This is a genomic window from Rhizobium sp. 05N430, assembly GCF_056396985.1.
The window spans coordinates 618032-644598 of the sequence record NZ_JBFTMO010000001.1; the positions used below are offsets into that span (position 1 = coordinate 618032).

Consider the following 26567-nt stretch of genomic DNA (forward strand, 5'->3'; position numbering starts at 1 on the left):
AATGGGTTGTTAACATGATTTAACGGCAGAGCCTGTTGAAAAACCAATAATTTAGCGATGTTTAACGGATATTAACCATAGCGCCAGAATCCCGCCCTCAATGTGCCGGAATTTAACGCGATCGCCACTCTCCAACCGCACTGTAGAGTTCAACCGCGGGGATAAAGACGGGAGTTTGGCACATGGCAGCAGTCAGTATCGCGTTCGAGGCGCCGGATAATTCGAAGGGGCCGTGCTCCTCCAAGGTCCGCCCGATCGACCTGGTGCATCTTTCAAAGCAGACGATGGGCGACAAGGCCCTCGAAATCGAAGTGCTCCAGATGTTCGCGCGCCAGGCACGCGCGTGTCTCGGAGAGATCGCCTCTGGAGAGGCGCAGAAGATCGTCGCAGCCGCGCACCGGCTGAAGGGCGCGGCAAGCGCTGTCGGCGCTTTCCGGGTGTCGGAGACGGCGGAAACGCTTGAGGACAATGCCGGTGACGCCGCATCGATGGCAGCGGTCGGTGCTGCTGTCGTCGAGGCCGAGAATTTCATCCTGAAGCTGAGCCGTTAAGAGCCAGGCATCAGTCGCAAAGCTGGACCCGCTGCATCATTCCGGAACAGGCATGCCTGTTTCCGATGAGCAGCGGGTCTTTTTGTGACCAGCGGCATGCCGCAATCAAGCAAGCCTGTCGCTTTTAAGTATGGGATGACACTGCCGGGGCTGTCGATGTTGACTGCCTCGCAGATTTGTTGGAAGAAAAATTCTGATCCTCCCTCAATACGGTTACCGGAAATCACAATGCCCAAACTGACCATTGTCGCCTTCGACGGCACGCGCTTTGACCTTGACGTCGATCAGGGTTCCACCGTCATGGAAAATGCCGTGCGCAACTCCGTCCCGGGCATCGAAGCCGAATGCGGCGGCGCCTGCGCCTGCGCTACCTGTCATGTCTATATCGACGAAGAATGGGTCGAACGCGTCGGCCCGCCCGAAGCGATGGAAGAAGACATGCTGGACTTTGCCTTCGACGTCCGCCCGACTTCGCGCCTTTCCTGTCAGATCCGCATGAAGGCTGTGCTGGATGGGCTGACGGTTCACGTACCCGAACGCCAGGCCTGATCTCGCCAAAAAAAGCCTCGCGCGCCGGATGACGAGCGAGGCGAGGCGGGCGCATAACCATCGGACGAGGGAGGACCGTCCGCGGCTTGGAACGCGCCAGGAGAACCCAGCGACGGAAAGATCAGGTAGTTCAGTCCTGAACTTTCGAATGTGTTCATATTAGCGCGCCTCAGTTGAGTCGCCTATCGCTAATTTTCACCATTGAGAGGCTGGGGAGGACGCAAGTTTCGCACAGGTTTCGTTGTGCAGCTAACGATCTTGCGTCGTATCTTGCCCGCAAATGCGCTAGTTTTTGCCGCCGGATGATTTGAGTCGGTTGTTGAGCAGTCGCATCATCCGATTCTGGAAATTGACCGCCTCGACCTTGTCGAAGCGCGCCTGAAGGCGGTCGTGCTCGTCTATGCCGCGAGTGGATTCTTCCGATACCAACTCCTGCATTGCCTCGCAGTTGCGCTGTGCGGGAAGCGCAAGAATGCCGCGCTCCATGGCGCGTGCCTGTGTTCTGGCGATTTCGGCGTGGCGCTCTTCGTGGCGCTTGATATCGCTCGATAGCGCATCCCAGATCATCGACAGGTCCTTCGTCGCGCCCTTGCGGTTACGCCAGCGCGGCAGGATGATCTGAGTATGGACGGTGACCTTGGCGCTGCCGACCTTGCAGCGTCCGTCGTGCTGGATATAGGTGGCTTCTCCGCCGAAGCGGATCTTGGTGGCGCCGGGGTGGCGGGCGGATGAGCCGTTTGCGGTCGGGCCGCGGGTGCTGAGCTGCTGGTCGAGTTCGTCGGCGGTTCTGCCGCGGATGTCGAAATAGGAATAGCTCTTCGTGGCGACCACTTCGGCCGACGCTGAGGTGCAAAGGGCAATCGTCATGGAAAAAGCAAGGAGAAGACGCATATTCGGCGATGCGGAAGGCATTCTAGACGGTGACCCATGTTGAAGTTTGGCGGAGCTTGGGGCATAGCCACCGCGAGCGCAATAGGCGCAGGATTTTTTATTATCAATAGGATAAACGCCGGTGAGTGAGCTTCAGGTCAGCCGATGGCGGGTCGCCCATGACCGCGAATTGACGCTAGGCGCAACGAGCGTGATCATGGCGATCGTCAACGTGACGCCGGACTCGTTTTCCGATGGCGGGAAGTACGATCACGCCGATGCAGCCGTCGCGCACGCGCTGGCGGCGGTGGCGGAAGGTGCCGAGATCATCGACATCGGCGGCGAGTCGACGCGGCCGGGTGCCGCCAAGGTCGATGCGGCTGAAGAACAGCGGCGCGTGCTGCCCGTCATCGAGGCGCTGCGCGGCAAGACTGAGGCGTTGATTTCCATCGATACCTACCGGGCGGAGACCGCAAGGCTCGCCATCCAAGCAGGCGCCCATATCGTCAACGATGTGTTCGGGCTGCAGAAGGATCCGGCGATGCCTGGCGTCGTTGCGAAGGCGAACGCCGGTGTGTGCATCATGCATACGGGCCGTGAGCGCGATAAGCTGCCCGACATGGTCGCTGACCAAGCAGTTTTCCTGGAACGGTCTCTAGCGCTGGCAGGTGAGGCGGGGATTGCCAATGAGCAGATCGTTCTCGATCCGGGATTCGGTTTTGCCAAGGAAACGGCGGACGAGAATTTCGAGTTGATGGCGCGGTTTGCGGAGCTGTCGCGCTTCGGCTTTCCGCTGCTCGCCGGGACCTCGCGCAAGCGCTTCATCGGCGCGGCGACCGGCCGGGATGCCGCGGATCGCGACGCGGCGACGGCGGCCAGCAGCGCGCTGCTCAGGTTGGCGGGGGCTGCGGTTTTCCGGGTCCACAATGTCGCAATCAACAGGGATGCGCTGGCTGTTGCCGATGCTATGCTGACGGCACGCCGAAATTACGAAGGACGCCGGGGCCAATGACTATGAAATACACGATCCTGATGCAGAACTGTGCGTTCTTCGCGCGCCACGGCGTGCATGACGAGGAAGAGTTCCTCGGGCAGCGGTTCTTTGTCGATGCCGAACTCGATGTGACTGCCGGAAAGGCGCTGGAAAGCGACTCGATCGAGGATACCGTCAATTACGGTATCGCCTTCACCGTCATCGAGGAGATCGTCGTCGGCAAGCGGCGCTATCTGATCGAGGCGCTGGCGCTCGATATCGCCAAGGGGCTCTGTGAGCGCTTTCACCAGATCACCCGGGCGAAGATCACGGTGCGCAAGCCGAGTGCGCCGGTTCCAGGCGTGCTTGATTTCGTTCAGGTGAGCGTCGAACACTTTGCACACTGATCCTTTCAAGGCGGCCACGCTCGGTCTCGGCGGCAATATCGGCGATCCCGTGCGCTCTATGGCCTCGGCACTGCAGCACCTCGATGCGCGGGACGATTGCCAGCTGACTGCGGTGTCCAGGCTTTACAGGACGCCGCCCTGGGGAAAGACCGATCAATCCTTCTTCTTCAATGCCTGCGCCGGGGTCGAGACGACGCTGGCGCCGGAGGCACTGCTCGATGTCTGTCTTGAGATCGAGCGGGAGATGAAGCGCGAGCGGATCGAGCGCTGGGGGCCGCGCACGCTGGATATCGACGTCCTGACCTACGAAGGTGTCGAGCAGGAAGCGCCGCGGCTGGAGCTACCGCATCCACGCATGACGGATCGCGGCTTCGTGCTGATGCCGCTTGCTGATTTCGCGGGAGATCTTCTGGTGAAGGGGCGGACGGTTCGGGATTGGCTCGCTACTGCCGATGTGCAGGGCATCGAAATCGCTGATGCCAGCTTCGAGTGGTGGCGGAAGCCTTGAAACGAAAGCGGCGGAAAATCCGCCGCCTGGGTGTGTCCTGAGGATGATCTGTCTTACTGGACCGAGCCGACCGTCATCTCGTCCAGCTGACGGGTGAGGGTGAGGCCGATCACCGGGATCATGCGGTCTTCGACCTTGACCGAGACGGTGACATTCATCGTCTTGTCGTCGCGGATGCGGGCAATCATCGCGCCATTCAGCTTCGAGCGGTTGAGACCAACGACGACGGTATCCGGGGTAACGGTACCGGATACAACGTCCAGACCCTTGCCTGCGGCGCCATCCAGGAACTGTCCCTTGTAGCTGCTGCCCGACTGGGTGATCGTCGCGGTCATCGGCTGTTTGAAGACGCCGACGCGGCAGGAGCCGTCGAGCTTTATACCGGTGCCATCTGTAACCGAGGAGCCGACCAGGTTGCAGGTGAACTTCGTGCCCTTGTATTTGCCGGCGACGATTTCGCCCGGTCCACGCCAGGATCCGGCCACCGATTCGAAGAAGGCCTTATCGCGTGTCGCAGCGGTTGCTGCAGGAGTGACGTCAGCCATTGGCGACAGAGCCACGGCGGCCAGGCCGCAGACGAAAAGAAGCTTGCGCAAATACATGGATTTTCCTTGGCACACCTACCCGCTACTGCCTTGGAGTTTTGCCGAATAATGGTTAACGGTTGGTTTCCGGGCTGGCGAAAGGCTCTGGAAAACCAGCATTTTCGGCGTCTGGACAGCCTTCAAGCTGCGTAACTACGCCTATGAAAAATATAGGTTTCCTGATTGCTTCCGTTGCGTCAGACGAGAAAGCTGAGAAAAACCCGTGAGGATCACTTCTGCTGGTCGCGGCCCGATATCGAAGGCGTGAGATCGCCGATGAAATCGCTGATTCCCGGCCGCTTCAGGGCGTGAAATGCCAGCGGGCGGCAGAGATCCATGGCGGCGATTCCGATGCGGGCGGTCATCAGGCCGTTGATGACACCTTCGCCAAGGCGCGCTGACAGCTTCGACGCCAGTCCATGGCCGAGAACCTGCTGCACCAGACTGTCGCCGACGGCGATCGAGCCGGTGACCGCGAGATGGGCAAGGACGTCGCGCATCAGCCTGACCATGCCAAGCGTGCCCGGCCGCCCGCCATAGAGCTCCGCCATGGCGCGGATCAACCGCGACGCCTCATAGAGCACGTAGAGGAGGTCAACGATGGCGCGCGGGCTGACAGCGGTGACGATCGAGACGCGCTTCGAGGAATTGACGATCAATGCACGCGCCTGACGGTCGAGCGGTCCGAGCAGCTCGCGTTCGGCAAGCGCCACCAGATGCGGGGCGTCGATGATGTCGTTTTCGGAGGCCTTCAGCGTGGCGCGGCCCTTGGCTGTCTCGGGCTTTGCCGAAAGCATTGCCGCCAGCCGGTTGACGAGACTGCGCGCCTTGGCCGGCCTGGTTTCCAGAATGGCCGCCTCGGCCTCGGCCTTGATCGTCTGGACGGCGGCGAGCCGCATCATGCCCGCGGTCTCGCGGATGACGATACCGATCACGGCAAGGATGCCGATCGCAAGCGCGGTAAGGGCGGCGTAGCCCAGCCAGTCGGCGCGGGAAAAGAGGTCGCGGATCAGGCTGTCGGTCCAGAGACCGAAGGCGAGCGACAAAAGCACGCCGAACGCCGCTCCGGCGATTTTCGCGAAGGATGTGCGGCGTCTGCGCGGCATTGCGACCGGAAGCGGCGCAGCATCCTTGTCGGGGTTGATGAAGGGATCATCCTCATCCGGTGTCAGGACGACGTCGGCCTCGAAGCTGGACGGCTTGCGGCGCTGGGCCGGCACAGCCGTTTCCAGCGGTCGAGGCTCGTCTTCGTAAACGAAGGCTGCGGGCTTGCGCGTGTTGCCAGCGGCATTTTCTGGATTGGACTTGCTCATGCGAGACGGTCTCCAAACAGGAACTGCATGGCGCGGTCGAGGCGGATATGCGGCACCGAGAGCTTGATGCCGCCACCGGTTTCCTCGAGCTGTGGCGGCCTGAAGCGGACGACGTTGACATCCGGGAGGTGGATATCTCCCGCATTGGATTCAATGGCTGCGAACAGGCTTTCGGGGTTCTCGGGCAGGTCTCCGGGGAAGATAGCAGTCTTGCGGATGCCATCGAAACGCTCGCCGCCGATCGTCTCGCCATCGATCGGCGTGCCCACGATCACAGGCAGGTCGTGTCCGTCGCGCCTGACGGTCGCCTCGCGGGTGGCGCGCACCGAGGCAAGCGCCATGACGTCTATGCCCGCGCCGGCCATGCCGATGCGGTGGACGGCGCGTTCGACGAGGCGCCGCGTCAGGGCGTCGAGCCGGTCGTGGCTTTCGTGATGCAGGTGGTCGGCCTTGGTGGCGGCGACCAGCACCCGGTCAATACGGCGGCCGAGAAGCGAGGAGAGGAGCGAGTTGGTTCCCGGGCGGAAGCAGGCCAGCACGTCTGTCAACGCCCGTTCGAGATCCTGCACGGCTTCGGGGCCGCGGTTGATTGCCTGCAGCGCATCGACAAGCACGATCTGGCGGTCGAGACGGGCAAAGTGCTCGCGGAAGAACGGTTTGACGACGACCGATTTGTAGGCCTCGTAGCGCCGCTCCATCATCGCCCAGAGCGAACCTTTTTCAGCTCTGCCGTCCGCGGATAGGAGCAGCGGCGCAAAGGTCAGCGCCGGTGAGCCGTCGAGATCGCCTGGCAGCAGGAAACGGCCGGGCGGCAGGGTCGAGAGCGAGCGTTCGTCGGCCTTGCAGGCCTTCAGATACGCAGCAAAGGAACTCGCGAGGTCGCGGGCCTGCATTTCGTCTGCGGCCGCGTGGATGTCTGCTGCTTGCGTGAGCTCAAGCCAGGTCTTCGAGAGTTCGGCGCGGATGCCGGTGCGGGCGAGCGCCAGCGTATCCTCGCTGAAGGTGCGGAAATCCTTGGCGAGCAGCGGCAGGTCGAGCAGCCATTCGCCCGGATAGTCGACGATATCGATCGACAGGCGCCCTGGCGAAAACATGCGGTTCCAGCCGCTGGCGCTCTGATAGTCGATGGTGACCCGCAGTTCTGAGATGGCGCGGGTGGAATCCGGCCAGACGCGATCCTTCACCAGCGCGCGGATGTGATCTTCGTACTGAAAGCGCGGAACGCCGTCATCAGGCTGCTCTTCGAGGCGTATCGCCGAAACGCGGCCCGATTGCACCGGTTCGAACAGCGGCAGGCGGCCGCCATGCAGGAGGTTATGGACGAGGGAAGAGATGAAGACCGTCTTGCCGGAACGGGAAAGACCGGTGACGCCGAGACGGACGGTCGGATTGACCAGACCCGCGGCACGGTCGGTGAGATTGTCGAGAGCGATGCGGGCATCGTCAGCGAAGGAGGTCAAGCTTGGCGGCAAGGCGGTGTCCCGGTTGTCATTGCTCAAGCATATAGGATGGCGAGGCCGCCGGAAAAAGAACCGGCACGCAATGGCATCAGCCGCTCAGAAATTCACGCAGCTTCCAGGCGGCGGCCGCGGCGTCGAAATCCAGAACCGCAAGGCCGCCTGCGGGAAAACCGCCGGGCAGGGCGCGCAGCAGCTGTTCGTGGCCGATCAGCGCTTCCAGCGTCTGCTCGATCGTCGGATTATGGCCGACGAGCATCACCGCATTGGCTTCCTGGGTATCGAGGAGTTCGAGATAGACATTGGGGGCAGCGTTATAGAGTTCGTCGATATAGCGCAGCTCCAGCGATAGCCCCATGGCGCGGTGGACGGCATCGGCCGTCTGGCGGCAGCGTTTCGCCGTCGAGCTCAGGATAATGTCCGGACGATAGTCCTTGTCCGCTGCGCGGTCGGCGAGGATCTCGGCATCGCCGTATCCCTTTTCGCTCAGCGCGCGGTCGAAATCGCGTTCTCCGGGCTGCGCCCAGGCGGCTTCAGCATGCCGCAACAGGTAGATTCGCGAAGGCGTATGCAAGGTTGCGGCCATAGAAAAATCCACGTGCGAAGGAGCCTTTTCAGTAGCCGCCGGGTATTGCCGGCGTCAACCGGTGACGTGCCGTGGTGGTGCAAAAGCGCTGGGCCTACACGGCTTGTTGAAGGCGGGGTGAGAAAGCGAATCTGGAATAGTGGTGAGAAAATAGACTGTTAGCCTAAAAATATGACAGATTTAAAAATCTGTTTACATGTCGTATTTGGCTTGAATCGATATTGGCGCATGAGATATACAGCCCGCCACATGAGATGTTCTTCAGGAGAATCGCGTTGAGTGAGAAGATCGATCTTAGCAGCTACGTTCCCTCGGAAGACGAGGAGTTCATGAACGTAAACCAGCGAGCATACTTCCGCACGAAGCTGGTCGCATGGCGAAATGACATCCTTAGAGAAGCGCGCGAGACATTGGATCATCTCGCTGAAGAAAGCGCCAACCACCCCGACCTCGCGGATCGGGCATCTTCCGAAACAGACCGCGCCATCGAACTTCGGGCGCGCGACCGTCAGAGAAAACTGATCTCCAAGATCGATGCTGCCCTGCAGCGGATCGAGGAAGGCACTTACGGCTACTGCGAGGAAACCGGCGAGCCGATCGGCCTTAAGCGCCTCGACGCCCGCCCGATCGCGACACTGTCGATCGAAGCGCAGGAACGCCACGAGCGCCGCGAGAAGGTTTACCGCGACGAATAAGCGTCCTGGGAGCAGGCATAAAATAAAAGGCACCGCATTGCGGTGCCTTTTTCGTTTTGGCGGTCTGGCTGACCGGCTATTTGTCTCGGTTGACGCTCATCTCGCCGAAGATGCGCGCCACTTCCTTCTGCAACTCGGCATCGGCGCCGGTGACCGGCGGTGCTTCCGGGTCACGGCGCTGCAGGTTGACCGGCTGCGGCGCAATGGTGCGGATCGGCGTGCTCTGAATGGATTGCACCGGCTGGACGACGCGTTCGGCGGCCAGCGTGGTGTTCATCTCTTCTTCGAGAATGCGCTGAAAATCGCCTTTCGGCTGTTGTAGCGGCGCTCCCGCATCGGCGGTCACCACCGGATGGCCCTCCGAAACCGTCGGCAGGCTTTGTGCCGGCGGCGTCAGCACTTCGGGTTCGATACGCGTCTGTTGTGGCAGGACCCGGGCGCGAGCGGCATCCAGGATATCGGCGGCATTGGTGGTTTCGAGCGACGGTGCCGGTTGCGGCTGCTCCATTGGGCGGATGGTGATCGGCGGCGGGACACGGTTTTCTGCCGCGGCAATGACCGGAGGAACGGTGATAGCCGGAGTGGGAGCCGGTGCAGGGGGAGCAGGAGCGAAGACGGGTGCTGCGGCGGCGGGGGCGATGGGTTGCGGGCGGCGCGGCTCGATGAAAGGTGCCGGAGCGGGCGCAGGGGCAGGGGCAGGGGCAGAAATGTAGGGCTCGGCCTCTTCCTCTTCGAAGATCGCCACCGGTTCCGGCTTCGGTTCAACCCGGGGCTCCGGCCGCTGTTCGGGGACGGCGCGGAGTGCAGGTCGTTCGGCCACGGCCGGGCGCCGTTCGATTACGGGAGCTGCCGGTGGTGCAACCGGCGCCGGGCGCAGCTCCGATGACGGTTTCGCCTGTTCGGCGCCCTCAGGCAGGATGCGGCTTTCGATGACGATATCGCTGGGGCCGCCGATCATGATCAAGTGCTCGACGTCGTCGCGGCGCACCAGCACGAGGCGGCGGCGGGTGTCGACGGCAGCGGCGTCCAGAACCTGCAGACGCGGCTGGCGGTTCTTGCCGCCGCGCACGAAAGGCGAGGGTGCGCGGTTGCGCATCAGCCAGAGTACGCCGATCAGGACGACCAGGCCAAGGCCGACGCCGCCTGCTGCTAGGAGGAAACGGCTGCCGTAGTCGCTCACTACGCTGTCAAACATGATCTTAAACTCCCCTATACGCAGGCCGCATCATGAAGGCTTTTCAGTTCCTTAGGCAATAGGCTGTGTGCTTGTCCAGTCACGCCCGTGCGAGAAGATCGCCTCAGAAGCCCGATGGCTTGCGAAACTGGCGCTGTTCCTTGTGAATTCAAGCGTTCCGGCGGTACGGCACTGTTTTTGCAAGGCCTACAAATTGCTAAGAAGGAACGAACGCCTGATTCCTGCTTTGTCTTCCGGTGACAAAGCGCCATGCCGGATCGGCGCATGCGAGGACTAGATGACGACACCGCGTCAGGCTGACGACTACAATTCCCCGATCGTGGATCGAGGAGGACGTTCCGGCACGGCTATCCGCATCCTCCTCCTGGCGCTGGTGCTGATTGCGGCGGCCGCCGCCTTTGTCGTGTTCAAGAGTTCGCTCGACAACGAGATGGTACTCGGCGTTCTCGGCGTGCTGGCGATGGTCGGCATCTTCTTTCTGGTGTCTTCGGTGATCGGCTTCATAGAAGTGATGCCGCAGCGCCAGTCCGACAGTCTGGCCCGCTCGTTTCTCAACAGCCACCCGGATGGGTCGCTGATCACGGACGACAAGGGCCGGATCATCTATGCCAACGGCGCCTATGGAAAGCTGACCGGCGCGCGCAAGGCAACCGAGGTGCAGACGCTGGAAGCGCTGCTGTCGCGTCACCGCGAGTCCAATGAGGCGCTCTACCGTCTGTCGAACGGGCTGCGCGAGGGCCGCGAGGGGCAGGAAGAGTTCCGGCTGCTGCGGGCGCTCGGGCCATCGCCGAATGGTTCCGGGGCGCACTGGTACCGCCTGAAGGCGCGGACGCTGAAGACCGAGGAGAGCGGCAGCAAGCCGCTGCATATCTGGCAGATCAGCGACATCACCTCGGAGCGCGACGATCAGGAGCGGTTCTTCAAGGAATTGCAGAACGCCATCGACTATCTCGACCATGCACCGGCCGGCTTCTTTTCCGCCGGACGCAAGGGCGAGATTTTCTATCTCAACGCGACGCTGGCCGAATGGCTTGGTCTCGACCTGACGAAATTCATTCCGGGCTCGATGACCATCGGCGACGTGGTGGCGGGCGAGGGGCTGGCATTGATCCAGTCCGTCCAGGCGGAGCCAGGTCTGAAGAAAACCGATACGCTGGATCTCGATCTGAAGAAGTCGAACGGCCAGAGCCTGCCGGTGCAGATCGTCCATAGCGTCACGTCGATGCGCGACGGTGCGCCGGGCGAAAGCCGGACGATCGTGCTGCGGCGCGAGCCGGGCACCGAGAACGAGCAATCCGCCTCTGCCGCGGTCATGCGCTTTACCCGCTTCTTCAACAATACGCCGATGGCGATCGCCTCCGTCGATGGCGAAGGCCGGATCCTGCGTACCAATGCGCCGTTCCTGAAGCTGTTCTCCGGCCTCGTATCCCGCGATGACGTCGACAATGGCGCACGGCTAGAAGCCATCGTCCAGCAAAGCGACCGCGAACGGCTGCAGGGCGCGCTCGACGCCGCCAAGGACCGGCAGGGCGACATTCCGCCGATCGATTCCCGCACGCCTGACGACGATGCGCGCCATTTCCGCTTCTATATCAATGCCGTCATCGACCAGAGCGATGAGGCGCCGGAAGAGGCGGCGATCGTCTATGCCGTCGAGGTGACCGAGCAGAAGGCGCTCGAGGCACAGATGGCGCAGACGCAGAAGATGAATGCCGTCGGCACCCTGGCGGGCGGTATCGCACATGACTTCAACAACGTGCTGACGGCGATCCTGCTATCCTCCGACCACCTGCTGCTGCAGGCGAGGCCGGCCGATGCGAGCTTCGCCGATCTGATGGAAATCAAGCGCAACGCGAACCGCGCGGCGGTGCTGGTGCGCCAGCTGCTGGCTTTCTCGCGCAAGCAGACGATGCGGCCGTCGGTGCTGAACCTGACGGATGTCGTCGGCGATCTGCGCATGCTGGTCGATAGGTTGCTGTCGGGCACCAACGTCAAGCTCGATGTGGAATATGGCCGCGATCTCTGGCCGGTCAAAACCGACCTCTCGCAGTTCGAACAGGTGCTGATCAACCTTTGCGTCAACGCCCGCGACGCCATGCCCGAGGGCGGCAAGTTGACGGTGCGGACACGCAACGTGACGGCGGATGAAGTCGCGGCTTTCAACTATTCCTACATGCCGAACGAAGACATGGTTCTGGTCGAGGTCAAGGATACCGGTACCGGTATTGCGCCCGAGATCATGGACAAGATTTTCGAGCCGTTCTTCACCACAAAGGAAGTGGGCAAGGGGACAGGCCTCGGGCTGGCGATGGTCTATGGCATCGTCAAGCAATCCGGCGGCTATATCCAGCCGGAATCAGAAGTCGGCAAGGGAACGACCTTCCGGGTGTTTCTGCCGCGCCATATCGTCGAGCCGGTCATAGCAGCCGAAGGTGGCGCAGATGGTGTCGGTGCGAGCAATGTCGTGCAGATGCCTGTCGCGGTGCAGCCGGAGCAGCCGGAAGACCTGACCGGCAACGCGGTGATCCTGCTTGTCGAGGATGAGGAGGCGGTACGCCGCGGCGGCAAGCGCATGCTGGAGACCCGTGGCTACACTGTTCACGAGGCGGGATCGGGCATCGAGGCGCTTGATATTCTGGAAGAGCTCGACGGCAAGGTGGATATCGTCGTTTCCGACGTCGTCATGCCGGAGATGGACGGGCCAAGCCTGCTACGCGAGCTGCGCAAGACATATCCGGATATGAAGTTTGTCTTTGTGTCCGGTTATGCCGAGGATGCGTTTGCGCGCAACCTGCCGGAGGGCTCTAAATTCGGCTTCCTGCCGAAGCCGTTCTCGCTGAAGCAGCTGGCCGTCGTCGTCAAGGAAACGCTCGACAGCAAATGACGGGAGGCGTTTCCGCCTCCCGGATTTTCAATTCATTCAGGCGTCCAGCGCCACGGCGATTTCGGCTGCCAGGCGCGCGTTGTTTTCTACCAGCGCAATATTGGTCTTCAGGCTCTGGCCGTCGGTCAGGTCGAAGATGGTGCTGAGCAGGTAGGGCGTGACCGCCTTGCCGGTGATTTCGTCGCGCTCGGCGCTGTCGAGCGCGCGCTTGATATAGATTTCCATCTCCTCGCGCGGAATCTCGTCGGCTTCCGGAACCGGATTGGCGATCAGCATGCCGCCGTCGATGCCGAGCTGCTCGCGGGTCGTCTGGAAATTGGCGATCGCCGCCGGGCTGTTCAGGGTCAGCGGGCTCTTGAGGCCCGAGGAGCGCGACCAGAAGGCCGGGAATTCTTCGTTCTCATAGGTGACGACGGGAACGCCGGAGGTTTCCAGCACTTCCAGCGTTTTCGGAATGTCGAGGATCGCCTTGGCGCCGGCGCAGACGACGATGACGCCGGTGCGGGCAAGCTCCTGCAGGTCGGCCGAAATGTCGAAGCTCTCCTCGGCGCCGCGATGCACGCCGCCGATGCCGCCGGTGGCGAAGACCTTGATGCCGGCACGCGCGGCCGCAATCATCGTTGCAGCCACGGTCGTAGCACCGGTGCGGCGCTCGGCGATCGAGAAGGCGAGGTCGGCGCGCGACACCTTCATCACGTCCTTTTCCTTGGCGAGCCTTTCAAGCTCTTCCGGCTCGAGGCCGATATGCAGGACGCCGTGCATGACCGCGATGGTCGCCGGAATGGCGCCCTGTTCGCGAATGATCGCCTCGACGCTGCGGGCCATCTCGATATTGCCCGGATAGGGCATGCCATGAGTGATGATGGTCGATTCCAGCGCGACCAGCGGTGCGCCGCGCTGCTTGGCAGCGGCAACTTCCTTCGAATAGGAGATCGGCAGCAGAGGGGAGATCGGTTTCGTCATTGTCGTTTCCAGTTCATCGATAAGCGCGCTTCAATGCAGAATTCTGGCGGCCGGAACAAGGGCCAGCGTGTCGCGGAGCAGTTCCGGCGTCAGTTTTTCGCTGACGGCAAGCGGCGATTGGACGGTGACGGCTGCCGCCGCAGCGCCATGGCGCACGGCTTCCTCCAGCGGCAAACCGTGCATGAATGCGGATAGGACCCCGGCGGCAAGCGAATCCCCGGCGCCTGTGACGTCGGCCACGCTATCGACCGCGGGCGGCTGCAGCGCGATCGACTGCTTGCCGGCAAAGGCGATCAGTTCGCGCTGTCCGCGGGTGACGACGCCGCCCTTCAATCCGGTGTCACCGAGCAGCGACACCCAGTCTGCCGCATCATCAGGGCGCGCTCCGGCGAGAGCCGTGGCTTCTGCCTCGTTGAGGAACAGGAAGTCGATGCCTTCGGCGCAGGCCTTCAGCTTGATCACCTTGGCTGGCGAGATGGCAATCGCCGCCACCGGTTTTCCGAGGCTGTTTGCCCGGGTGACGATGGCCGCGATCGTGTCTTCCGGCAGATTGGCGTCAAAGAGGATCAGATCGTTGGCGGCAAAGGCTTCGCGCACCGCGCGGATGGCGAGGCGGCGGGGCGAGAAATAGCGGTAGAGGTCCATATCGGCGAGCGCGATGACGAGATTGCCGTCGCGCTCGATGATTGCGGTGTAACTCGGCGTCTTGCGGTCGAGGAACACGAACGGGCGGTCGTTGACGCCGGCGGCATAGGCCGCCTCCGTCACCATCTCGCCGGTCGGATCACCGCCGCGCGGTGAAATCATCGTCACGTCGAAGCCGAGGCGTGCTAGATTGCGCGCCGCATTGAAGCCGCCGCCGCCGGCTTCCTCGAACCAGGATCCCGGATTGCTGGAGCCCGGCGCGGTGTCGCCGGATATGCGTCCGCGCCGGTCGATATGGGCGCCGCCAAGCACGAGAATCTTGCGCTTCATGCGTGAGCTCCGGAGGGGGCGATTTCGCCGAATCGAGCCATCCGCTGCAGCTCGCCGTCAGGCCGTGTCACGCTGCTAAGCTCTTGCGCCACATCAATAAAACAAATGTAGAACACGTACTGATTTACCTTTTCGTTTCAATCATTTGAACGCCACTTGCACAATGAGAACAAATCGCGTACAAAATCGGCATCGGCGGCAACATTGCTAGAGCGGCTTCAATAACCTAAAGGTGGATCGAATGTCACAGAATACATTGCGGCTTGTAGAGGACAAATCGGTGGACAAAAGCAAGGCACTTGAAGCGGCACTCTCTCAGATCGAGCGGTCGTTCGGCAAGGGCTCTATCATGAAGCTCGGCTCGAATGAGAGCGTGGTCGAGATCGAGACTGTTTCGACGGGCTCTCTCGGACTGGATATCGCACTCGGCATTGGCGGTCTTCCCAAGGGCCGCATCATCGAGATTTACGGACCGGAAAGCTCCGGCAAGACGACATTGGCGCTGCAGACCATTGCAGAAGCCCAGAAGAAGGGCGGCATCTGCGCCTTCGTCGATGCCGAACATGCGCTCGACCCGGTCTATGCCCGCAAGCTCGGCGTCGATCTGCACAATCTGCTCATCTCGCAGCCGGATACCGGCGAACAGGCGCTTGAAATCACCGATACGCTGGTTCGTTCCGGCGCCGTCGATGTTCTCGTCGTCGACTCGGTCGCTGCACTGACGCCGCGCGCGGAAATCGAAGGCGAGATGGGCGACAGCCTGCCGGGTCTTCAGGCCCGTTTGATGAGCCAGGCATTGCGCAAGCTGACCGCATCGATCTCGAAGTCGAAGACCATGGTCATCTTCATCAACCAGATCCGCATGAAGATCGGCGTGATGTTCGGTTCTCCGGAAACGACGACGGGCGGCAACGCGCTGAAATTCTACGCCTCGGTTCGCCTCGACATTCGCCGTATCGGCGCGGTCAAGGAGCGTGAAGAGGTGATCGGCAACCAGACGCGCGTCAAGGTCGTCAAGAACAAGATGGCGCCTCCCTTCAAGCAGGTCGAATTCGACATCATGTATGGCGAAGGCGTATCTAAGACCGGCGAATTGGTCGATCTCGGCGTCAAGGCAGGCATCGTCGAGAAGTCAGGTGCCTGGTTCTCCTATAACAGCCAGCGGCTCGGGCAGGGGCGTGAGAACGCCAAGATTTTCCTGCGCGACAATCCGGATACGATGCGCGAGATCGAGACTTCGATCCGCCAGAATGCCGGCCTGCTTGCAGAGAAGCTGCAGAACGGCGGTCCCGATGCCAATGACGGCGATGGTGACGGCGAACCCTGATCGTCAGCGCAGTTATGAGTTCGAAACGGCCGCATTTCGCAAGGAATGCGGCCGTTTCGTTTTGCAGGCGGGTTTGCCTGCTGGACAGTGGTTAATGCGGACGATAAAAGCCACTGGATTTAAGATTTGACCTGCCGTGGGCAGCATTGAAGGGCATAGCATGAGCGGTGTGAATGATATCCGGTCGACCTTCCTCGACTATTTCAAGACCAACGGCCACGAAGTCGTTCCGTCGAGCCCGCTCGTGCCGCGCAACGACCCGACGCTGATGTTCACCAATGCCGGCATGGTGCAGTTCAAGAACGTCTTTACCGGTCTTGAAAAGCGCCCTTATTCGACGGCGACGACGGCGCAGAAATGCGTGCGCGCCGGCGGCAAGCATAACGACCTCGACAATGTCGGTTACACCGCGCGCCACCACACCTTCTTCGAGATGCTCGGCAACTTCTCCTTCGGCGATTATTTCAAGGAACGGGCGATCGAGCTTGCCTGGAACCTGATCACCAAGGAATTCGGCATCGACGCCAAGCGCCTGCTGGTCACCGTCTATCACACCGACGACGAAGCCTTCGGTCTCTGGAAGAAGATCGCCGGTCTGTCGGAGGACCGGATCATCCGCATTCCGACCAGCGACAATTTCTGGGCGATGGGCGATACCGGTCCCTGCGGTCCGTGCTCGGAAATCTTCTACGATCACGGCGATCATATCTGGGGCGGCCCTCCCGGCTCGCCGGAGGAAGACGGCGACCGCTTCATCGAGATCTGGAACCTCGTCTTCATGCAGTACGAGCAGATCACCAAGGAAGAGCGCGTCGATCTGCCCCGCCCGTCGATCGACACCGGCATGGGCCTGGAGCGCGTCGCGGCGCTGCTGCAGGGCAAGCATGACAATTACGATATCGATCTGTTCCGCGCGCTGATCGAGGCCTCCGAGGAGGCAACCGGCGTCAAGGCTGAAGGCGACCAGCGCGCCAGCCACCGGGTCATCGCCGATCATCTGCGTTCTTCGGCGTTCCTGATCGCCGACGGCGTTCTGCCGTCAGCGGAAGGCCGTGGCTACGTGCTTCGCCGCATCATGCGCCGCGCCATGCGCCATGCCGAGTTGCTTGGCGCGCGCGAACCACTGATGTGGAAGCTGCTGCCGGCGCTGATCCAGCAGATGGGCCGCGCCTATCCTGAACTGGTGCGCGCCGAAGCGCTGATCACCGAAACGCTGAAGCTCGAGGAAACCAAGTTCCGCACGACGCTGAAGCGCGGCCTGTCGCTGCTGTCGGAAGCCACGACTACGCTCGGCAAGGGCGACATGCTCGACGGCGAGACGGCCTTCAAGCTCTACGACACCTACGGATTCCCGCTCGACCTGACGCAGGATGCCCTGCGCGCCCGCGAAATCAACGTCGATCTCGCCGGCTTCACCGATGCCATGGAGCGCCAGAAGGCCGAGGCCCGTTCGCATTGGGCCGGCTCCGGCGACAAGGCGACCGAAACCATCTGGTTCGAGCTGCGTGAGGCGCATGGGGCAACCGAATTCCTCGGCTATGCCACGGAAAGCGCCGAGGGCGTCGTCCAGGTGATCGTCAAGGATGGCGCCTCTGCTCCGCAGGCCGTCAGCGGCGAGAAGGTGCAGATCGTCGTCAACCAGACGCCGTTCTACGGCGAATCCGGCGGTCAGGTCGGCGATGCCGGCATCATCTCTTCCGACAACGCCAAGATCGAGATCACCGATACGCAGAAGCGCGGCGAAGGGCTGTTCGTGCATATCGGCACAGTCGTCGAAGGCACGATCAAGACCGGCGACGCGGTTGCGATGACCGTCGATCACGCCCGCCGCTCGCAGATCCGCGCCAACCATTCGGCAACGCATCTGTTGCATGAGGCGCTGCGCGAAGTGCTCGGCCACCATGTTGCCCAGAAGGGCTCGCTGGTGACACCGGATCGCCTGCGTTTCGACGTGTCGCATCCGAAGCCGATGTCTTCAGAAGAGCTGAAGGTGGTCGAGGATATGGCCAACGAAATCATTCTGCAGAACTCGCCGGTGACGACGCGTCTGATGAGCGTCGACGATGCCCGTGCCGAGGGCGCCATGGCGCTGTTCGGCGAGAAATACGGTGACGAAGTGCGTGTCGTGGCCATGGGCCAAGGCCTGCATGGCGCCAAGACCGGCAAGCCTTATTCGATCGAGCTCTGCGGGGGCACGCATGTGTCTGCCACCGGTGATATCGGGCTGGTGCGCATTCTCGGCGACAGCGCCGTCAGCTCCGGCGTGCGCCGCCTCGAGGCAGTCACCGGTGAAGCGGCCCGTGTCTATCTGGCGGAACAGGACGACCGCGTGAAGACGCTGGCGTCGGCCCTCAAGGTGCAGGCAGGCGATGTGGTTTCGCGCGTCGAAGCGCTGATGGACGAGCGCCGCAAGCTGGAACGCGAACTGGCCGATGCCAAGCGCAAGCTCGCCATGGGTGGCGGCCAGGGCGGTTCCGCCAATGACGCGGCCCGCGAGATCGCCGGCGTCAAGTTCCTCGGCAAGGCCATTACCGGTGTCGATCCGAAGGATCTGAAGGGCATTGCCGACGACGGCAAGGCCAGCCTCGGCTCCGGCGTCGTGACACTGATCGGCGTTTCCGACGACGGCAAGGCCAGCGCCGTGGTTGCTGTCACGGAAGACCTCGTCGGCCGCTTCAGCGCCGTCGATCTGGTGCGCATCGCTTCTGCAGCACTCGGCGGCAAGGGCGGCGGCGGCCGTCCCGATATGGCTCAGGCCGGCGGTCCGGATGGATCGAAGGCTGATGAGGCGATCGAAGCCGTTGCGGCAGCGCTTGCTGGTTGATCGTCACCGGATGGTGATAGTGAAAGGCGGAGACTTCGGTCTCCGCCTTTTTTTGTTTTACGCCCGAACTCCGCAGGATTTGTCAAACCGGACTATGGTTGTCTGCTGGTGATCGATTTGCATGAGGTCTGACATGAACGGGCAAACGGCTTGGTCTCTCTATGAAAACCGCCTGAGGCGGGTTTCGGCCTATATCCACGACCACCTCGGCGAGGAGCTGGATATGGAGCGGCTGGCCGATATCGCCTGCATGTCGAGCTATCACTGGCACAGGATCTACCGGGCGATCTACGGCGAGACGCTGGCGGCCACCGTCAAGCGGCTGCGGCTGCATCGCGCGGCGGGCGATATCGTCCGTACAGGTCTTGATATCAGCGAGATTGCCAAGCGATCGGGCTATCCCAATCTCCAATCCTTCAACCGCATCTTTAAGTCGGTCTACGGCATGCCGCCGGCGCGCTACCGGAAAGAGGGAAGCCATACAGTCTTCGAACCCTCGATTTCAGGAAAGGCGACAGCCATGTTTGACGTGACATTGAAAACCATTGAGCCGATCGAATTGATCGGCGTGCCGCATACCGGTTCCTACATGCAGATCAGCAAGGCGTTCGAGACGCTGTTCGGAACGCTCTATGCCCGTGGGCTGGCGTCACCCGGCATGCGGATGATCGGTGTCTATTTTGACGATCCCGATATTGTTCCGGCTGAAAGACTGCGGTCGGTTGCCTGCGTCAGCGCTGATGAGACCGTCGCCGCCGAGCCGCCTTTCGTGCGGCAGTCTCTCAGCGGCGGCGAGTATGCGGTGCTGCGCCACAAGGGTCCCTATGCCGACATGCACAAGGCCTATCAGTGGCTCTATGCCGAATGGCTGCCGGTTTCCGGCCGGCAGCTGCGTGACGGGCTGATGTTCGAGGAATATCTCAACAACCCGCGCGACACGGCGCCGACCGGGCTGCTGACGGATATCTACATGCCGCTAGTGTGAGTGGGCCTTGAGCTGCATGTCCTGCATCGCTTCATCATCCAGTGCGTTGGCCCGGCGGTAGGCATCCCGGTTGGCGACACGGCCGAGATAGTCGGCAAAGGCCGGCCGCTGCTCGAGCGAACCGAAATTCAGGCCCCAGCCGATATGCGAGCCGACATAGACATCGGCGGCCGTGAAGCGGTCGCCGGCGATATAGGGGTTGTCGGTCACGGCTTTTTCCAGCGTGTCCATGACATCGCCGAAGCTGCCATATCCGACGCTTCGGGCCTTGTCGGCAGGGGTGACGAAGCCGAGCATACGGATGGTGACGACCGATTCCAGCGGACCGGCGGCGAAGAACATCCAGCGGTAATAGGCGCCGCGCTCTTTGGGGCGCGGCGCCAGCTCCTTCTCCGGAAACGTGTCGGCGAGATAGGCGCAGATCGCAGCGCATTCGGTGACGATGGTGCCGCGATGCGAGATCGCCGGGACCTTGCCCATCGGATTGACCGAGAGGTAGTCCGTTCCCTTGATCGTACCGTCGAAGGTCTTGATCTCGGTGCGGTAGGGAACACCGGTTTCCTCCAGCATCCAGCGGGCGATCCGGCCGCGCGACATCGGGTTTGTGTAGAACACCAGCTCTTCGGTCATCATTGTCTCCTCATCGATTGCTGATATCTGGCGCAGGCCAGTGACGCGGCAATGTCTAGGGGAGGATGCTGCCAATTTCTGTCAGCAGTCAGAGCGGCTTTCGGTACTGGATGAAGCCGGAGCGTTCGGCGATCTGATCGTAGAGGCGGCGGGCGCGCTCGTTGGTCTCGTGCGTCATCCAGTAGAGCCGGCCGGCGCCCTGTTCGCGGGCAAGATCGGCAACGCGCTCGATCAGTGCGGCACCGGTTCCAAGACCGCGCTGGTCTGCCTCGACATAGAGATCCTGCAGGTAGCAGGTCCATTTCGGCAGCCAGGTGGAGCGATGGAAGATGGCGTGGACGATGCCCTTCAGCTTGCCGTCGTCATCGAAAGCGCCGAAGGCATGCATCGGCTCGTTTGCAGCGTGGAAGCGCGCCCAGGTCAGTTCGGTGGTCTCAGGCGGAATGACGACGTCGTAAAAGGTCTGATAGCCCTTCCACAAGGGCTCCCATTGCGAGCGGTCGGATGGCTCAAGCAGGCGGATCGTCGTCATGTGCTGTTCCCTTGTTGTTGAAATGAAAACGGCGGGAAGATCCCGCCGTTCTGCTGTTCTCTGGTTCTGGCCGCCTCAGGCGCCCGTGGCCGTCTTGAGGTTCTCGTCGATCTTGTCGAGGAAGGCGGTCGTCGACAGCCATGGCTGATCCGGGCCGATGAGCAGCGCCAAGTCCTTGGTCATGAAGCCAGCTTCGACGGTGTCGACGCAGACCTTTTCGAGCGTTGCCGCGAACTTTGCGAGTTCCGCATTGTCGTCGAGCTTGGCGCGGTGTGCGAGGCCGCGGGTCCAGGCGAAGATCGAGGCGATCGAGTTCGTCGAGGTTTCCTGGCCCTTCTGGTGCTGGCGGTAGTGGCGGGTCACCGTGCCATGTGCGGCTTCCGCTTCGACCGTGCGGCCGTCCGGCGAGAGCAGGACCGAGGTCATCAGGCCGAGCGAGCCGAAGCCCTGGGCGACCGTGTCGGACTGGACGTCGCCGTCGTAGTTCTTGCACGCCCAGACGTAACCGCCGGACCACTTCAGCGCCGAGGCGACCATGTCGTCGATCAGGCGGTGCTCGTAGGTGATGCCGAGCTCGACGAACTTGGCCTTGAATTCGGCCTGGTAGACCTCTTCGAAGATGTCCTTGAAGCGCCCGTCATAGGCCTTCAGGATGGTGTTCTTGGTCGACAGGTAGACCGGCCAGCCGCGCATGATGCCGTAGTTCATCGACGCGCGGGCGAATTCGCGGATCGACTCGTCGAGGTTGTACATAGCCATGGCAACGCCGGCGCCGGGAGCGTCGAAAACGTCCTTCTCGATGACTGCGCCGTCTTCACCGACGAACTTGATCGAGAGCTTGCCCTTGCCCGGGAATTTGAAATCGGTCGCCTTGTACTGGTCGCCGAAAGCGTGACGGCCGACGACGATCGGCTTGGTCCAGCCCGGGACGAGACGCGGAACGTTCTGGCAGATGATCGGCTCGCGGAAGATCACGCCGCCGAGGATGTTGCGGATCGTGCCGTTCGGGCTCTTCCACATCTGCTTGAGATTGAATTCCTTGACGCGGTCTTCGTCAGGCGTGATCGTCGCGCACTTGATGCCGACGCCGTGCTTCTTGATGGCGTTGGCGGCGTCTACGGTCACCTGGTCGTTGGTGGCGTCGCGGTTTTCGACAGAAAGGTCAAAGTAATCGATATCGAGGTCGAGATACGGATGGATCAGCTTGTCCTTGATAAGCTGCCAGATGATACGCGTCATTTCATCGCCGTCGAGATCGGCGACGGGGTTAGCGACCTTGATCTTTTTCATGTATCTGCCTCGTAAGCTGGTGGGGACTGGGTCCCGTGGCGGGTGATTTTTGAAATCCCGAGCGCTATAGCATTGTGTGCTTGGAACGCAAAGCCGCAAGCACCCCGGAAAGAGCATTTTGGGGCCATTGCCAAGTCCGCGGATTTGATTAGTGTCCGCGGCAATTGCTTCGTTAACGGACATTTCATCATGAAGACGATTGCCTTGCTGCTTACCGTATTCGCCGGTCTTCCGACCCTTGCAAAAGCTGCCGAAATCCCGGCGCCGGTTCAGGAGGTCATGGACGCCACGGTCAATAACTGGTCGGGCGACGATATCGAATGGGTCGACATCTTCGACCCCGGCAAACTCGACACGCGCTACAGCAAGGATTTCGCCGCCAAGTACCGGGAGGCGGCAAAGCATCCTGCCGTGGACGACGGCATCTCACCCTTCGATTACGACGTCATCGTCAACGGGCAGGATGCCTGCCCGTTGGAAGATCTGAAACTGACGCCGCAGAAGACGGCCAATGGTCAGGATGAGGTCGTGGCGTCGTTCCGGAAGATGGCATGCGGCGAGGGCGAAGAGGCACAGGCGGTTTCCACCGTGCGCTTCGAGATGGCCACGGAAGGCGGCAAGGCCGTCATCGACGACATCATGCTCGAGGATCCCGAGACCAAGGCTACCAGTTCGCTGAAGGCGACGATGGACGAGATCGCCAAGGGCCAGTGAGGGCCGGCCCGGCGTTTGATTTTGCCCGATTTGGCGGTATGTCCGGAGAGGGCATGTTTCGTGACTGCGCCGGATGAGGGTTCATCGGTTGTTTTCGGGCTTCGATCTTCGTGACTGGCTGCTTGCCAACGACCCGGCGCTGTCGCGCTTTCGCATGGCATCGCGGGTGACGCTGACGATCGTCATCTCGTTTGCGATCCTGTTTGCGATCCATCTCTTTGCTGTGCCGCTACCGACTGCCTCCTACGGTCTCGGCATAGTACTGTCGATCGAGGGTGGCGTCGCCGTGCGCGACAAGGGCAATTCGCGCCAGCTGATCACGCGGCTGCTTGGATGCCTGGCCAGTCTTGCCGTCGTGGCAATCGCCGCGGCGCTGGAAGATCATCGGGTGCTGACCGATCTGGTCTTTCTGGTGGTGATCTGCCTTGCGGCCTCGGCGCGCGTCTTCGGTCCGCGCGGGTTTGCCATCGGCATGTTTGCCTTTACCTCCTATTTCATGGGGGCCTATTTCCATCCAGACATCGGCGAGTTGCCGCTGATCGCGGTCGGTCCCGTCGTTTCGGCGCTGACTGGCCATGTCGTCCGCGCGATACTGCTGCCGGATAACTGGCGGCGCGATCTGCTGCGATCACTGGAAAGCGTGCGGGGCAGGGTCAACCAGATCCTCTTCAAGCTGGCAGCGCTTGCTTCGGACGGACAGGTCGGTGAACAGGACCGTCAGGAACTGCGCCAGCTGGAAGATCGGCTGAAGGAAGTGGTGCTGATGGCGGAGAGCTTCATCCCGCGGCCAGCCGGTGGCGTCTTCGACAAGGGTGAGGATCCGGCCGCAGAGCTGGCGATCCACCTCTTCGATCTGCATCTCGCCGCCGAAAGCGCCATCGTGCTCAGCCAGCAGAGCCTGCCGGATTTCGCGCTCGTTCATGCCGTCATCGAAGGCAAGCAAGGAAGCCTTGCTCAACAGGACGACGCATCTTCCGACCCGGCTGCCGAGACGAGGCGGGCGCTTTTCTGGCTCGGTGACGCCAGACGTCACCTTGTAGAGACGATCGCGCAGGCGCAGATGACCGCGTTCGCCGGTGTGGAGCCCGCCGATGACGAGCCGACCGCTGCGGCGATCGACTTTTCCTTTGCCAATCCTTTGATCAAATCCGCCTTGCAGATCACGCTCGCCGCCGCGCTGGCCATGAGCTTCGGGCTGATGCTGTCGCGCGAGCGATGGTTCTGGGCGGTGCTCGCCTCGTTTCTGGTCTTCACCAATACCAATTCCCGCGGCGACACGGCGATGAAGGCGCTGCAGCGGTCGCTCGGCACGCTGTTCGGCATTGTCGTGGGTCTCGGGCTTGCGACGCTGCTGACCGGCCATGACGCGATCGCCATCCCCGTCGCGGTGGTCTGCATCTTCCTGGCCTTCTACTTCCTGCAGATTTCCTATGCGACGATGACCTTCTTCGTGTCGATCGTGCTCTGTCTCGTTTACGGGATGACCGGCGCGTTGACTGTCGATCTGCTGGCGCTGCGCATCGAGGAGACGTTGATCGGCACGTTGGCCGGGACGGCGGTCGCCTTCCTGGTTTTCCCGGCGCGCACCCGTGGCGCACTGGATGCCGCACTTCAGAAATGGTTCGACGCGCTCGATGCGCTGCTCTCGGCGATCCTCGACGGCAAGCCGCGCTACGAGCTCATCTCGCTTTCTCAGACGCTCGATGGTGCCTATCGCGATGTCACCGTCGCCGCACGGCCTCTCGGGTCGGCCTGGTCGGTGGTGACACGTCCCGGCCGGATCCGGCAGACGCTGGCGATCTTTCTGTCGGGCACCTATTGGGCCAGGATCGTCGCTAGCTCCTATGGCGAGGGTCTGAGCGATGCGGACCGTGAAAAGGTGAGGGCGGCGCTGGCGGCCGCTCGGACGCGGCTCTCGGCGGTGGCGCCGCGCGGTTCGGAGTGTTTCTTCGTCGAGCGCCAGTCGGCCGCCTCGGCCGCCCGTCATCTGCCGATCTCCATGAGCGGCGCGCGGCTCGGCGTGGAGATGGTCGGCGGCGTCCTCGACCGGCTCTATCCGGCCGCATAAGTCTTGCCGTTTGCCGCGCGCAAGGTTATTCCGGCTCGAAAGCAAGGACGGCATTCATGGCAGGCACAAACAGCGAGCGGGAACTTCTGACCGAAGGACCGGCGATCATTCTGGTCGAACCGCAGATGGGCGAGAATATCGGCATGGTGGCACGCGCCATGGCCAATTTCGGCCTTGCGGAGCTGCGGCTCGTCAACCCACGCGACGGCTGGCCGAACGAGAGGGCGCAAGCGACCGCTTCGAAGGCCGATCACGTCATCGCCGGCACGAAGGTCTACGACACGCTGGAGGAGGCGATCGCCGACCTCAACTTCGTCTATGCGACGACGGCGCGCGAGCGGGACGGTTTCAAGCCGGTGCGTTCGCCCGTGGTTGCCGCCGAGACGCTGCGGACGAGATTTCGCGCCGGGGAGGGTGTCGGCATTCTCTTCGGGCGCGAACGCTGGGGCCTCAGCAACGAGGAAGTGGCGCTGGCGGACGAGATCGTCACCTTTCCGGTCAATCCGGCATTCGCCTCGCTCAACATCGCCCAGGCGGTGCTTTTGATGTCCTACGAGTGGATGAAGTCCGGGATGGACGATCTGGGCGAGGTGCGCTTCCAGGCCATGGAGCAGACGCCATCGACCAAAGAGCAGCTGTTCGGCTTCTTCGACCAGTTGGAGGAGGCGCTTGATGCGCGCAATTATTTCCACCCGCCCGCGAAAAAGCCCAAAATGGTGGACAATCTGCGCGCAGTTTTGTCGCGCCGCGCCTTCACCGAGCAGGAAATCAGCGTGCTGCGCGGCGTAATCTCCTCCCTCGACCGGTTCTCGCGGCAATATCCGCGCGGCAGCCGGGCTCCCGAAAAGACCAAGGAACGGCCGAAAGATGACAGCAGCGGGGAATGAGCTGAAACCGGTCCTGGTTTTCGATTCCGGTATCGGCGGGCTGACCGTGCTGCGCGAAGCGCGCGTGCTGATGCCGGAGCGCGGCTTCATCTATATCGCTGACGACGCCGGCTTTCCCTATGGCGGCTGGGAGGAGCAGGCGCTGAAGGAGCGTGTCGTCAGCCTGTTTGCCAGGCTGCTCGAAGAGCATGATCCTGAAGTCTGCATCATCGCCTGCAATACGGCCTTCACGCTTGTCGGCGCCGATCTGCGCGCTGCGTTTCCGCAGATGACCTTCGTCGGAACGGTGCCTGCGATCAAACCGGCGGCCGAGCGGACACGTTCCGGGCTGGTTTCGGTGCTGGCAACGCCTGGCACCGTCAAGCGCGCCTATACGCGCGACCTCATCCAGTCCTTCGCGCAGCAATGCCATGTCCGTCTGGTCGGATCGGAAAATCTGGCGCGGATGGCCGAGGCCTATATCCGCGGCGAGACCGTATCGGACGCCGCGGTGATGAGCGAGATCGAGCAGTGTTTCGTCGAGAAGGACGGGCGCAAGACTGATATCGTCGTGCTCGCCTGCACGCATTATCCGTTCATGGCCAATCTTTTCCGGCGACTAGCGCCGTGGCCCGTGGACTGGCTGGATCCGGCTGAGGCGATTGCGCGCCGTGCCCGCAGCCTCGTGCCTGAGGTTGCGGATGCGGTTCATCCTGACAATTTCGATTTTGCGGTCTTCACGTCGGGCAACCCGGATTTTGCAACGACACGGCTGATGCAGGGCTTCGGTCTCAGCACCCGCTAAGTCGTTTCAACGCTTT

The 26567-nt window shown here is 62.0% G+C and carries 25 protein-coding genes; 14 read left to right on the forward strand and 11 right to left on the reverse strand.

Going from position 1 to position 26567, the window contains the following annotated elements:
* The first annotated feature begins 182 nt into the window (after positions 1–182).
* Both AC1DJO_RS03010 and AC1DJO_RS03015 read left to right on the forward strand, forming a co-directional pair.
* Positions 183–551, forward strand: coding sequence for an Hpt domain-containing protein (locus tag AC1DJO_RS03010; protein WP_477968985.1), 369 nt, complete (start codon positions 183–185; stop codon positions 549–551).
* 228 nt (positions 552–779) lie between these two features.
* Entirely contained in the window at positions 780–1100 is a 321-nt protein-coding gene (locus tag AC1DJO_RS03015; RefSeq protein WP_112387222.1) for a 2Fe-2S iron-sulfur cluster-binding protein, read from the forward strand.
* A 285-nt stretch (positions 1101–1385) separates the two neighbouring features.
* Here AC1DJO_RS03015 and AC1DJO_RS03020 read toward each other — a convergent pair whose 3' ends face one another.
* A complete protein-coding gene (locus tag AC1DJO_RS03020) occupies positions 1386–2012 on the reverse strand; it encodes a DUF922 domain-containing Zn-dependent protease (protein WP_477968987.1) in 627 nt (208 codons plus the stop codon).
* Between the two features lie 100 nt (positions 2013–2112).
* On the opposite strand from AC1DJO_RS03020, the gene folP reads away from it, so the two are divergent.
* Genes folP through folK form a run of 3 tightly spaced genes read left to right on the forward strand, consistent with a single transcriptional unit; the run spans position 2113 to position 3858 of the window.
* A complete protein-coding gene (gene folP, locus AC1DJO_RS03025; protein WP_477968988.1) occupies positions 2113–2982 on the forward strand; it encodes a dihydropteroate synthase in 870 nt (289 codons plus the stop codon).
* On the forward strand, positions 2979–3350 hold the full coding sequence (folB, locus tag AC1DJO_RS03030; protein ID WP_112387225.1) for a dihydroneopterin aldolase: 372 nt from the start codon (positions 2979–2981) through the stop codon (positions 3348–3350). The genes folP and folB overlap by 4 nt, the downstream gene beginning before the upstream one ends.
* On the forward strand, positions 3340–3858 hold the full coding sequence (folK, locus tag AC1DJO_RS03035; protein WP_477968989.1) for a 2-amino-4-hydroxy-6-hydroxymethyldihydropteridine diphosphokinase: 519 nt from the start codon (positions 3340–3342) through the stop codon (positions 3856–3858). Before folB ends, folK begins: the two co-directional genes overlap by 11 nt.
* Before the next feature lie 53 nt (positions 3859–3911).
* Here folK and AC1DJO_RS03040 read toward each other — a convergent pair whose 3' ends face one another.
* The 4 genes from AC1DJO_RS03040 to AC1DJO_RS03055 all read right to left on the reverse strand — a co-directional run bounded on the left by AC1DJO_RS03040 (position 3912) and on the right by AC1DJO_RS03055 (position 7798).
* Positions 3912–4460, reverse strand: coding sequence for a hypothetical protein (locus tag AC1DJO_RS03040; RefSeq protein WP_112387226.1), 549 nt, complete (start codon positions 4458–4460; stop codon positions 3912–3914).
* Positions 4461–4672: 212 nt separating this feature from the next.
* Complete coding sequence (locus AC1DJO_RS03045; RefSeq protein WP_477968991.1) at positions 4673–5755, reverse strand: YcjF family protein; 1083 nt, start codon at positions 5753–5755, stop codon at positions 4673–4675.
* Complete coding sequence (locus AC1DJO_RS03050; protein ID WP_477968993.1) at positions 5752–7227, reverse strand: YcjX family GTP-binding protein; 1476 nt, start codon at positions 7225–7227, stop codon at positions 5752–5754. The genes AC1DJO_RS03045 and AC1DJO_RS03050 overlap by 4 nt, the downstream gene beginning before the upstream one ends.
* Before the next feature lie 76 nt (positions 7228–7303).
* Positions 7304–7798, reverse strand: coding sequence for a SixA phosphatase family protein (locus AC1DJO_RS03055; RefSeq protein WP_477968995.1), 495 nt, complete (start codon positions 7796–7798; stop codon positions 7304–7306).
* 275 nt (positions 7799–8073) lie between these two features.
* Here AC1DJO_RS03055 and dksA point away from each other — a divergent pair, with 275 nt between their 5' ends.
* The gene (dksA, locus tag AC1DJO_RS03060) at positions 8074–8493 is read left to right on the forward strand and encodes an RNA polymerase-binding protein DksA (protein ID WP_112387229.1); all 420 of its coding nucleotides are present in this window, start codon (positions 8074–8076) and stop codon (positions 8491–8493) included.
* Between the two features lie 76 nt (positions 8494–8569).
* Here the strand turns inward: dksA and AC1DJO_RS03065 are convergent, their stop codons facing one another.
* Entirely contained in the window at positions 8570–9688 is a 1119-nt protein-coding gene (locus AC1DJO_RS03065) for a flagellar biosynthetic protein FliO (protein WP_477968996.1), read from the reverse strand.
* A gap of 277 nt (positions 9689–9965) precedes the next feature.
* On the opposite strand from AC1DJO_RS03065, the gene cckA reads away from it, so the two are divergent.
* Positions 9966–12572, forward strand: coding sequence for a cell cycle histidine kinase CckA (gene cckA / locus AC1DJO_RS03070; RefSeq protein ID WP_112539254.1), 2607 nt, complete (start codon positions 9966–9968; stop codon positions 12570–12572).
* A 36-nt stretch (positions 12573–12608) separates the two neighbouring features.
* On the opposite strand, the gene AC1DJO_RS03075 is transcribed toward cckA, so the two are convergent.
* Complete coding sequence (locus AC1DJO_RS03075) at positions 12609–13535, reverse strand: pseudouridine-5'-phosphate glycosidase (protein ID WP_477968998.1); 927 nt, start codon at positions 13533–13535, stop codon at positions 12609–12611.
* A 30-nt stretch (positions 13536–13565) separates the two neighbouring features.
* Complete coding sequence (locus AC1DJO_RS03080) at positions 13566–14510, reverse strand: carbohydrate kinase family protein (RefSeq protein WP_477969000.1); 945 nt, start codon at positions 14508–14510, stop codon at positions 13566–13568.
* A gap of 241 nt (positions 14511–14751) precedes the next feature.
* Between AC1DJO_RS03080 and recA the strand changes: the two genes are divergently transcribed.
* From recA to AC1DJO_RS03095, 3 genes are all read left to right on the forward strand, one after another.
* Positions 14752–15837: a recombinase RecA gene (gene recA, locus AC1DJO_RS03085; RefSeq protein ID WP_112387234.1), complete on the forward strand. Its 1086-nt coding sequence runs from the start codon at positions 14752–14754 to the stop codon at positions 15835–15837.
* Positions 15838–15997: 160 nt separating this feature from the next.
* Entirely contained in the window at positions 15998–18661 is a 2664-nt protein-coding gene (gene alaS / locus AC1DJO_RS03090) for an alanine--tRNA ligase (RefSeq protein ID WP_477969002.1), read from the forward strand.
* Positions 18662–18794: 133 nt separating this feature from the next.
* Positions 18795–19646 (forward strand): AraC family transcriptional regulator, encoded by an 852-nt coding sequence (locus AC1DJO_RS03095; RefSeq protein WP_477969004.1) that lies wholly within the window; start codon positions 18795–18797, stop codon positions 19644–19646.
* On the opposite strand, the gene AC1DJO_RS03100 is transcribed toward AC1DJO_RS03095, so the two are convergent.
* The 3 genes from AC1DJO_RS03100 to AC1DJO_RS03110 all read right to left on the reverse strand — a co-directional run bounded on the left by AC1DJO_RS03100 (position 19638) and on the right by AC1DJO_RS03110 (position 22098).
* Positions 19638–20276, reverse strand: a complete 639-nt coding sequence (locus tag AC1DJO_RS03100; RefSeq protein ID WP_477946954.1) for a glutathione S-transferase family protein — start codon at positions 20274–20276, stop codon at positions 19638–19640. The genes AC1DJO_RS03095 and AC1DJO_RS03100 overlap by 9 nt on opposite strands.
* A gap of 88 nt (positions 20277–20364) precedes the next feature.
* On the reverse strand, positions 20365–20808 hold the full coding sequence (locus AC1DJO_RS03105; protein WP_477969006.1) for an N-acetyltransferase family protein: 444 nt from the start codon (positions 20806–20808) through the stop codon (positions 20365–20367).
* Positions 20809–20883: 75 nt separating this feature from the next.
* Positions 20884–22098, reverse strand: a complete 1215-nt coding sequence (locus AC1DJO_RS03110) for an NADP-dependent isocitrate dehydrogenase (protein ID WP_477969008.1) — start codon at positions 22096–22098, stop codon at positions 20884–20886.
* A 189-nt stretch (positions 22099–22287) separates the two neighbouring features.
* On the opposite strand from AC1DJO_RS03110, the gene AC1DJO_RS03115 reads away from it, so the two are divergent.
* From AC1DJO_RS03115 to murI, 4 genes are all read left to right on the forward strand, one after another.
* The gene (locus AC1DJO_RS03115) at positions 22288–22812 is read left to right on the forward strand and encodes a hypothetical protein (RefSeq protein ID WP_477969010.1); all 525 of its coding nucleotides are present in this window, start codon (positions 22288–22290) and stop codon (positions 22810–22812) included.
* A gap of 73 nt (positions 22813–22885) precedes the next feature.
* Complete coding sequence (locus AC1DJO_RS03120; RefSeq protein WP_477969012.1) at positions 22886–24880, forward strand: FUSC family protein; 1995 nt, start codon at positions 22886–22888, stop codon at positions 24878–24880.
* Between the two features lie 56 nt (positions 24881–24936).
* Positions 24937–25767, forward strand: a complete 831-nt coding sequence (locus AC1DJO_RS03125) for an RNA methyltransferase (RefSeq protein WP_112387241.1) — start codon at positions 24937–24939, stop codon at positions 25765–25767.
* Positions 25748–26551, forward strand: a complete 804-nt coding sequence (murI, locus tag AC1DJO_RS03130; RefSeq protein WP_112387242.1) for a glutamate racemase — start codon at positions 25748–25750, stop codon at positions 26549–26551. Before AC1DJO_RS03125 ends, murI begins: the two co-directional genes overlap by 20 nt.
* Positions 26552–26567 lie beyond the last annotated feature (16 nt).

Coding starts and splice junctions, on each gene's coding strand:
- alaS (WP_477969002.1), top strand. CDS start 15,998: ATGAGCGGTGTGAATGATATCCGGTCGACCTTCCTCGACTATTTCAAG.
- AC1DJO_RS03110 (WP_477969008.1), bottom strand. CDS start 22,098: ATGAAAAAGATCAAGGTCGCTAACCCCGTCGCCGATCTCGACGGCGAT.
- AC1DJO_RS03010 (WP_477968985.1), top strand. CDS start 183: ATGGCAGCAGTCAGTATCGCGTTCGAGGCGCCGGATAATTCGAAGGGG.
- AC1DJO_RS03015 (WP_112387222.1), top strand. CDS start 780: ATGCCCAAACTGACCATTGTCGCCTTCGACGGCACGCGCTTTGACCTT.
- AC1DJO_RS03045 (WP_477968991.1), bottom strand. CDS start 5,755: ATGAGCAAGTCCAATCCAGAAAATGCCGCTGGCAACACGCGCAAGCCC.
- AC1DJO_RS03055 (WP_477968995.1), bottom strand. CDS start 7,798: ATGGCCGCAACCTTGCATACGCCTTCGCGAATCTACCTGTTGCGGCAT.
- AC1DJO_RS03020 (WP_477968987.1), bottom strand. CDS start 2,012: ATGCCTTCCGCATCGCCGAATATGCGTCTTCTCCTTGCTTTTTCCATG.
- AC1DJO_RS03115 (WP_477969010.1), top strand. CDS start 22,288: ATGAAGACGATTGCCTTGCTGCTTACCGTATTCGCCGGTCTTCCGACC.
- AC1DJO_RS03105 (WP_477969006.1), bottom strand. CDS start 20,808: ATGACGACGATCCGCCTGCTTGAGCCATCCGACCGCTCGCAATGGGAG.
- AC1DJO_RS03040 (WP_112387226.1), bottom strand. CDS start 4,460: ATGTATTTGCGCAAGCTTCTTTTCGTCTGCGGCCTGGCCGCCGTGGCT.
- AC1DJO_RS03065 (WP_477968996.1), bottom strand. CDS start 9,688: ATGTTTGACAGCGTAGTGAGCGACTACGGCAGCCGTTTCCTCCTAGCA.
- AC1DJO_RS03100 (WP_477946954.1), bottom strand. CDS start 20,276: ATGACCGAAGAGCTGGTGTTCTACACAAACCCGATGTCGCGCGGCCGG.
- folB (WP_112387225.1), top strand. CDS start 2,979: ATGACTATGAAATACACGATCCTGATGCAGAACTGTGCGTTCTTCGCG.
- AC1DJO_RS03080 (WP_477969000.1), bottom strand. CDS start 14,510: ATGAAGCGCAAGATTCTCGTGCTTGGCGGCGCCCATATCGACCGGCGC.
- AC1DJO_RS03125 (WP_112387241.1), top strand. CDS start 24,937: ATGGCAGGCACAAACAGCGAGCGGGAACTTCTGACCGAAGGACCGGCG.
- AC1DJO_RS03120 (WP_477969012.1), top strand. CDS start 22,886: ATGAGGGTTCATCGGTTGTTTTCGGGCTTCGATCTTCGTGACTGGCTG.
- AC1DJO_RS03075 (WP_477968998.1), bottom strand. CDS start 13,535: ATGACGAAACCGATCTCCCCTCTGCTGCCGATCTCCTATTCGAAGGAA.
- AC1DJO_RS03095 (WP_477969004.1), top strand. CDS start 18,795: ATGAACGGGCAAACGGCTTGGTCTCTCTATGAAAACCGCCTGAGGCGG.
- recA (WP_112387234.1), top strand. CDS start 14,752: ATGTCACAGAATACATTGCGGCTTGTAGAGGACAAATCGGTGGACAAA.
- murI (WP_112387242.1), top strand. CDS start 25,748: ATGACAGCAGCGGGGAATGAGCTGAAACCGGTCCTGGTTTTCGATTCC.
- cckA (WP_112539254.1), top strand. CDS start 9,966: ATGACGACACCGCGTCAGGCTGACGACTACAATTCCCCGATCGTGGAT.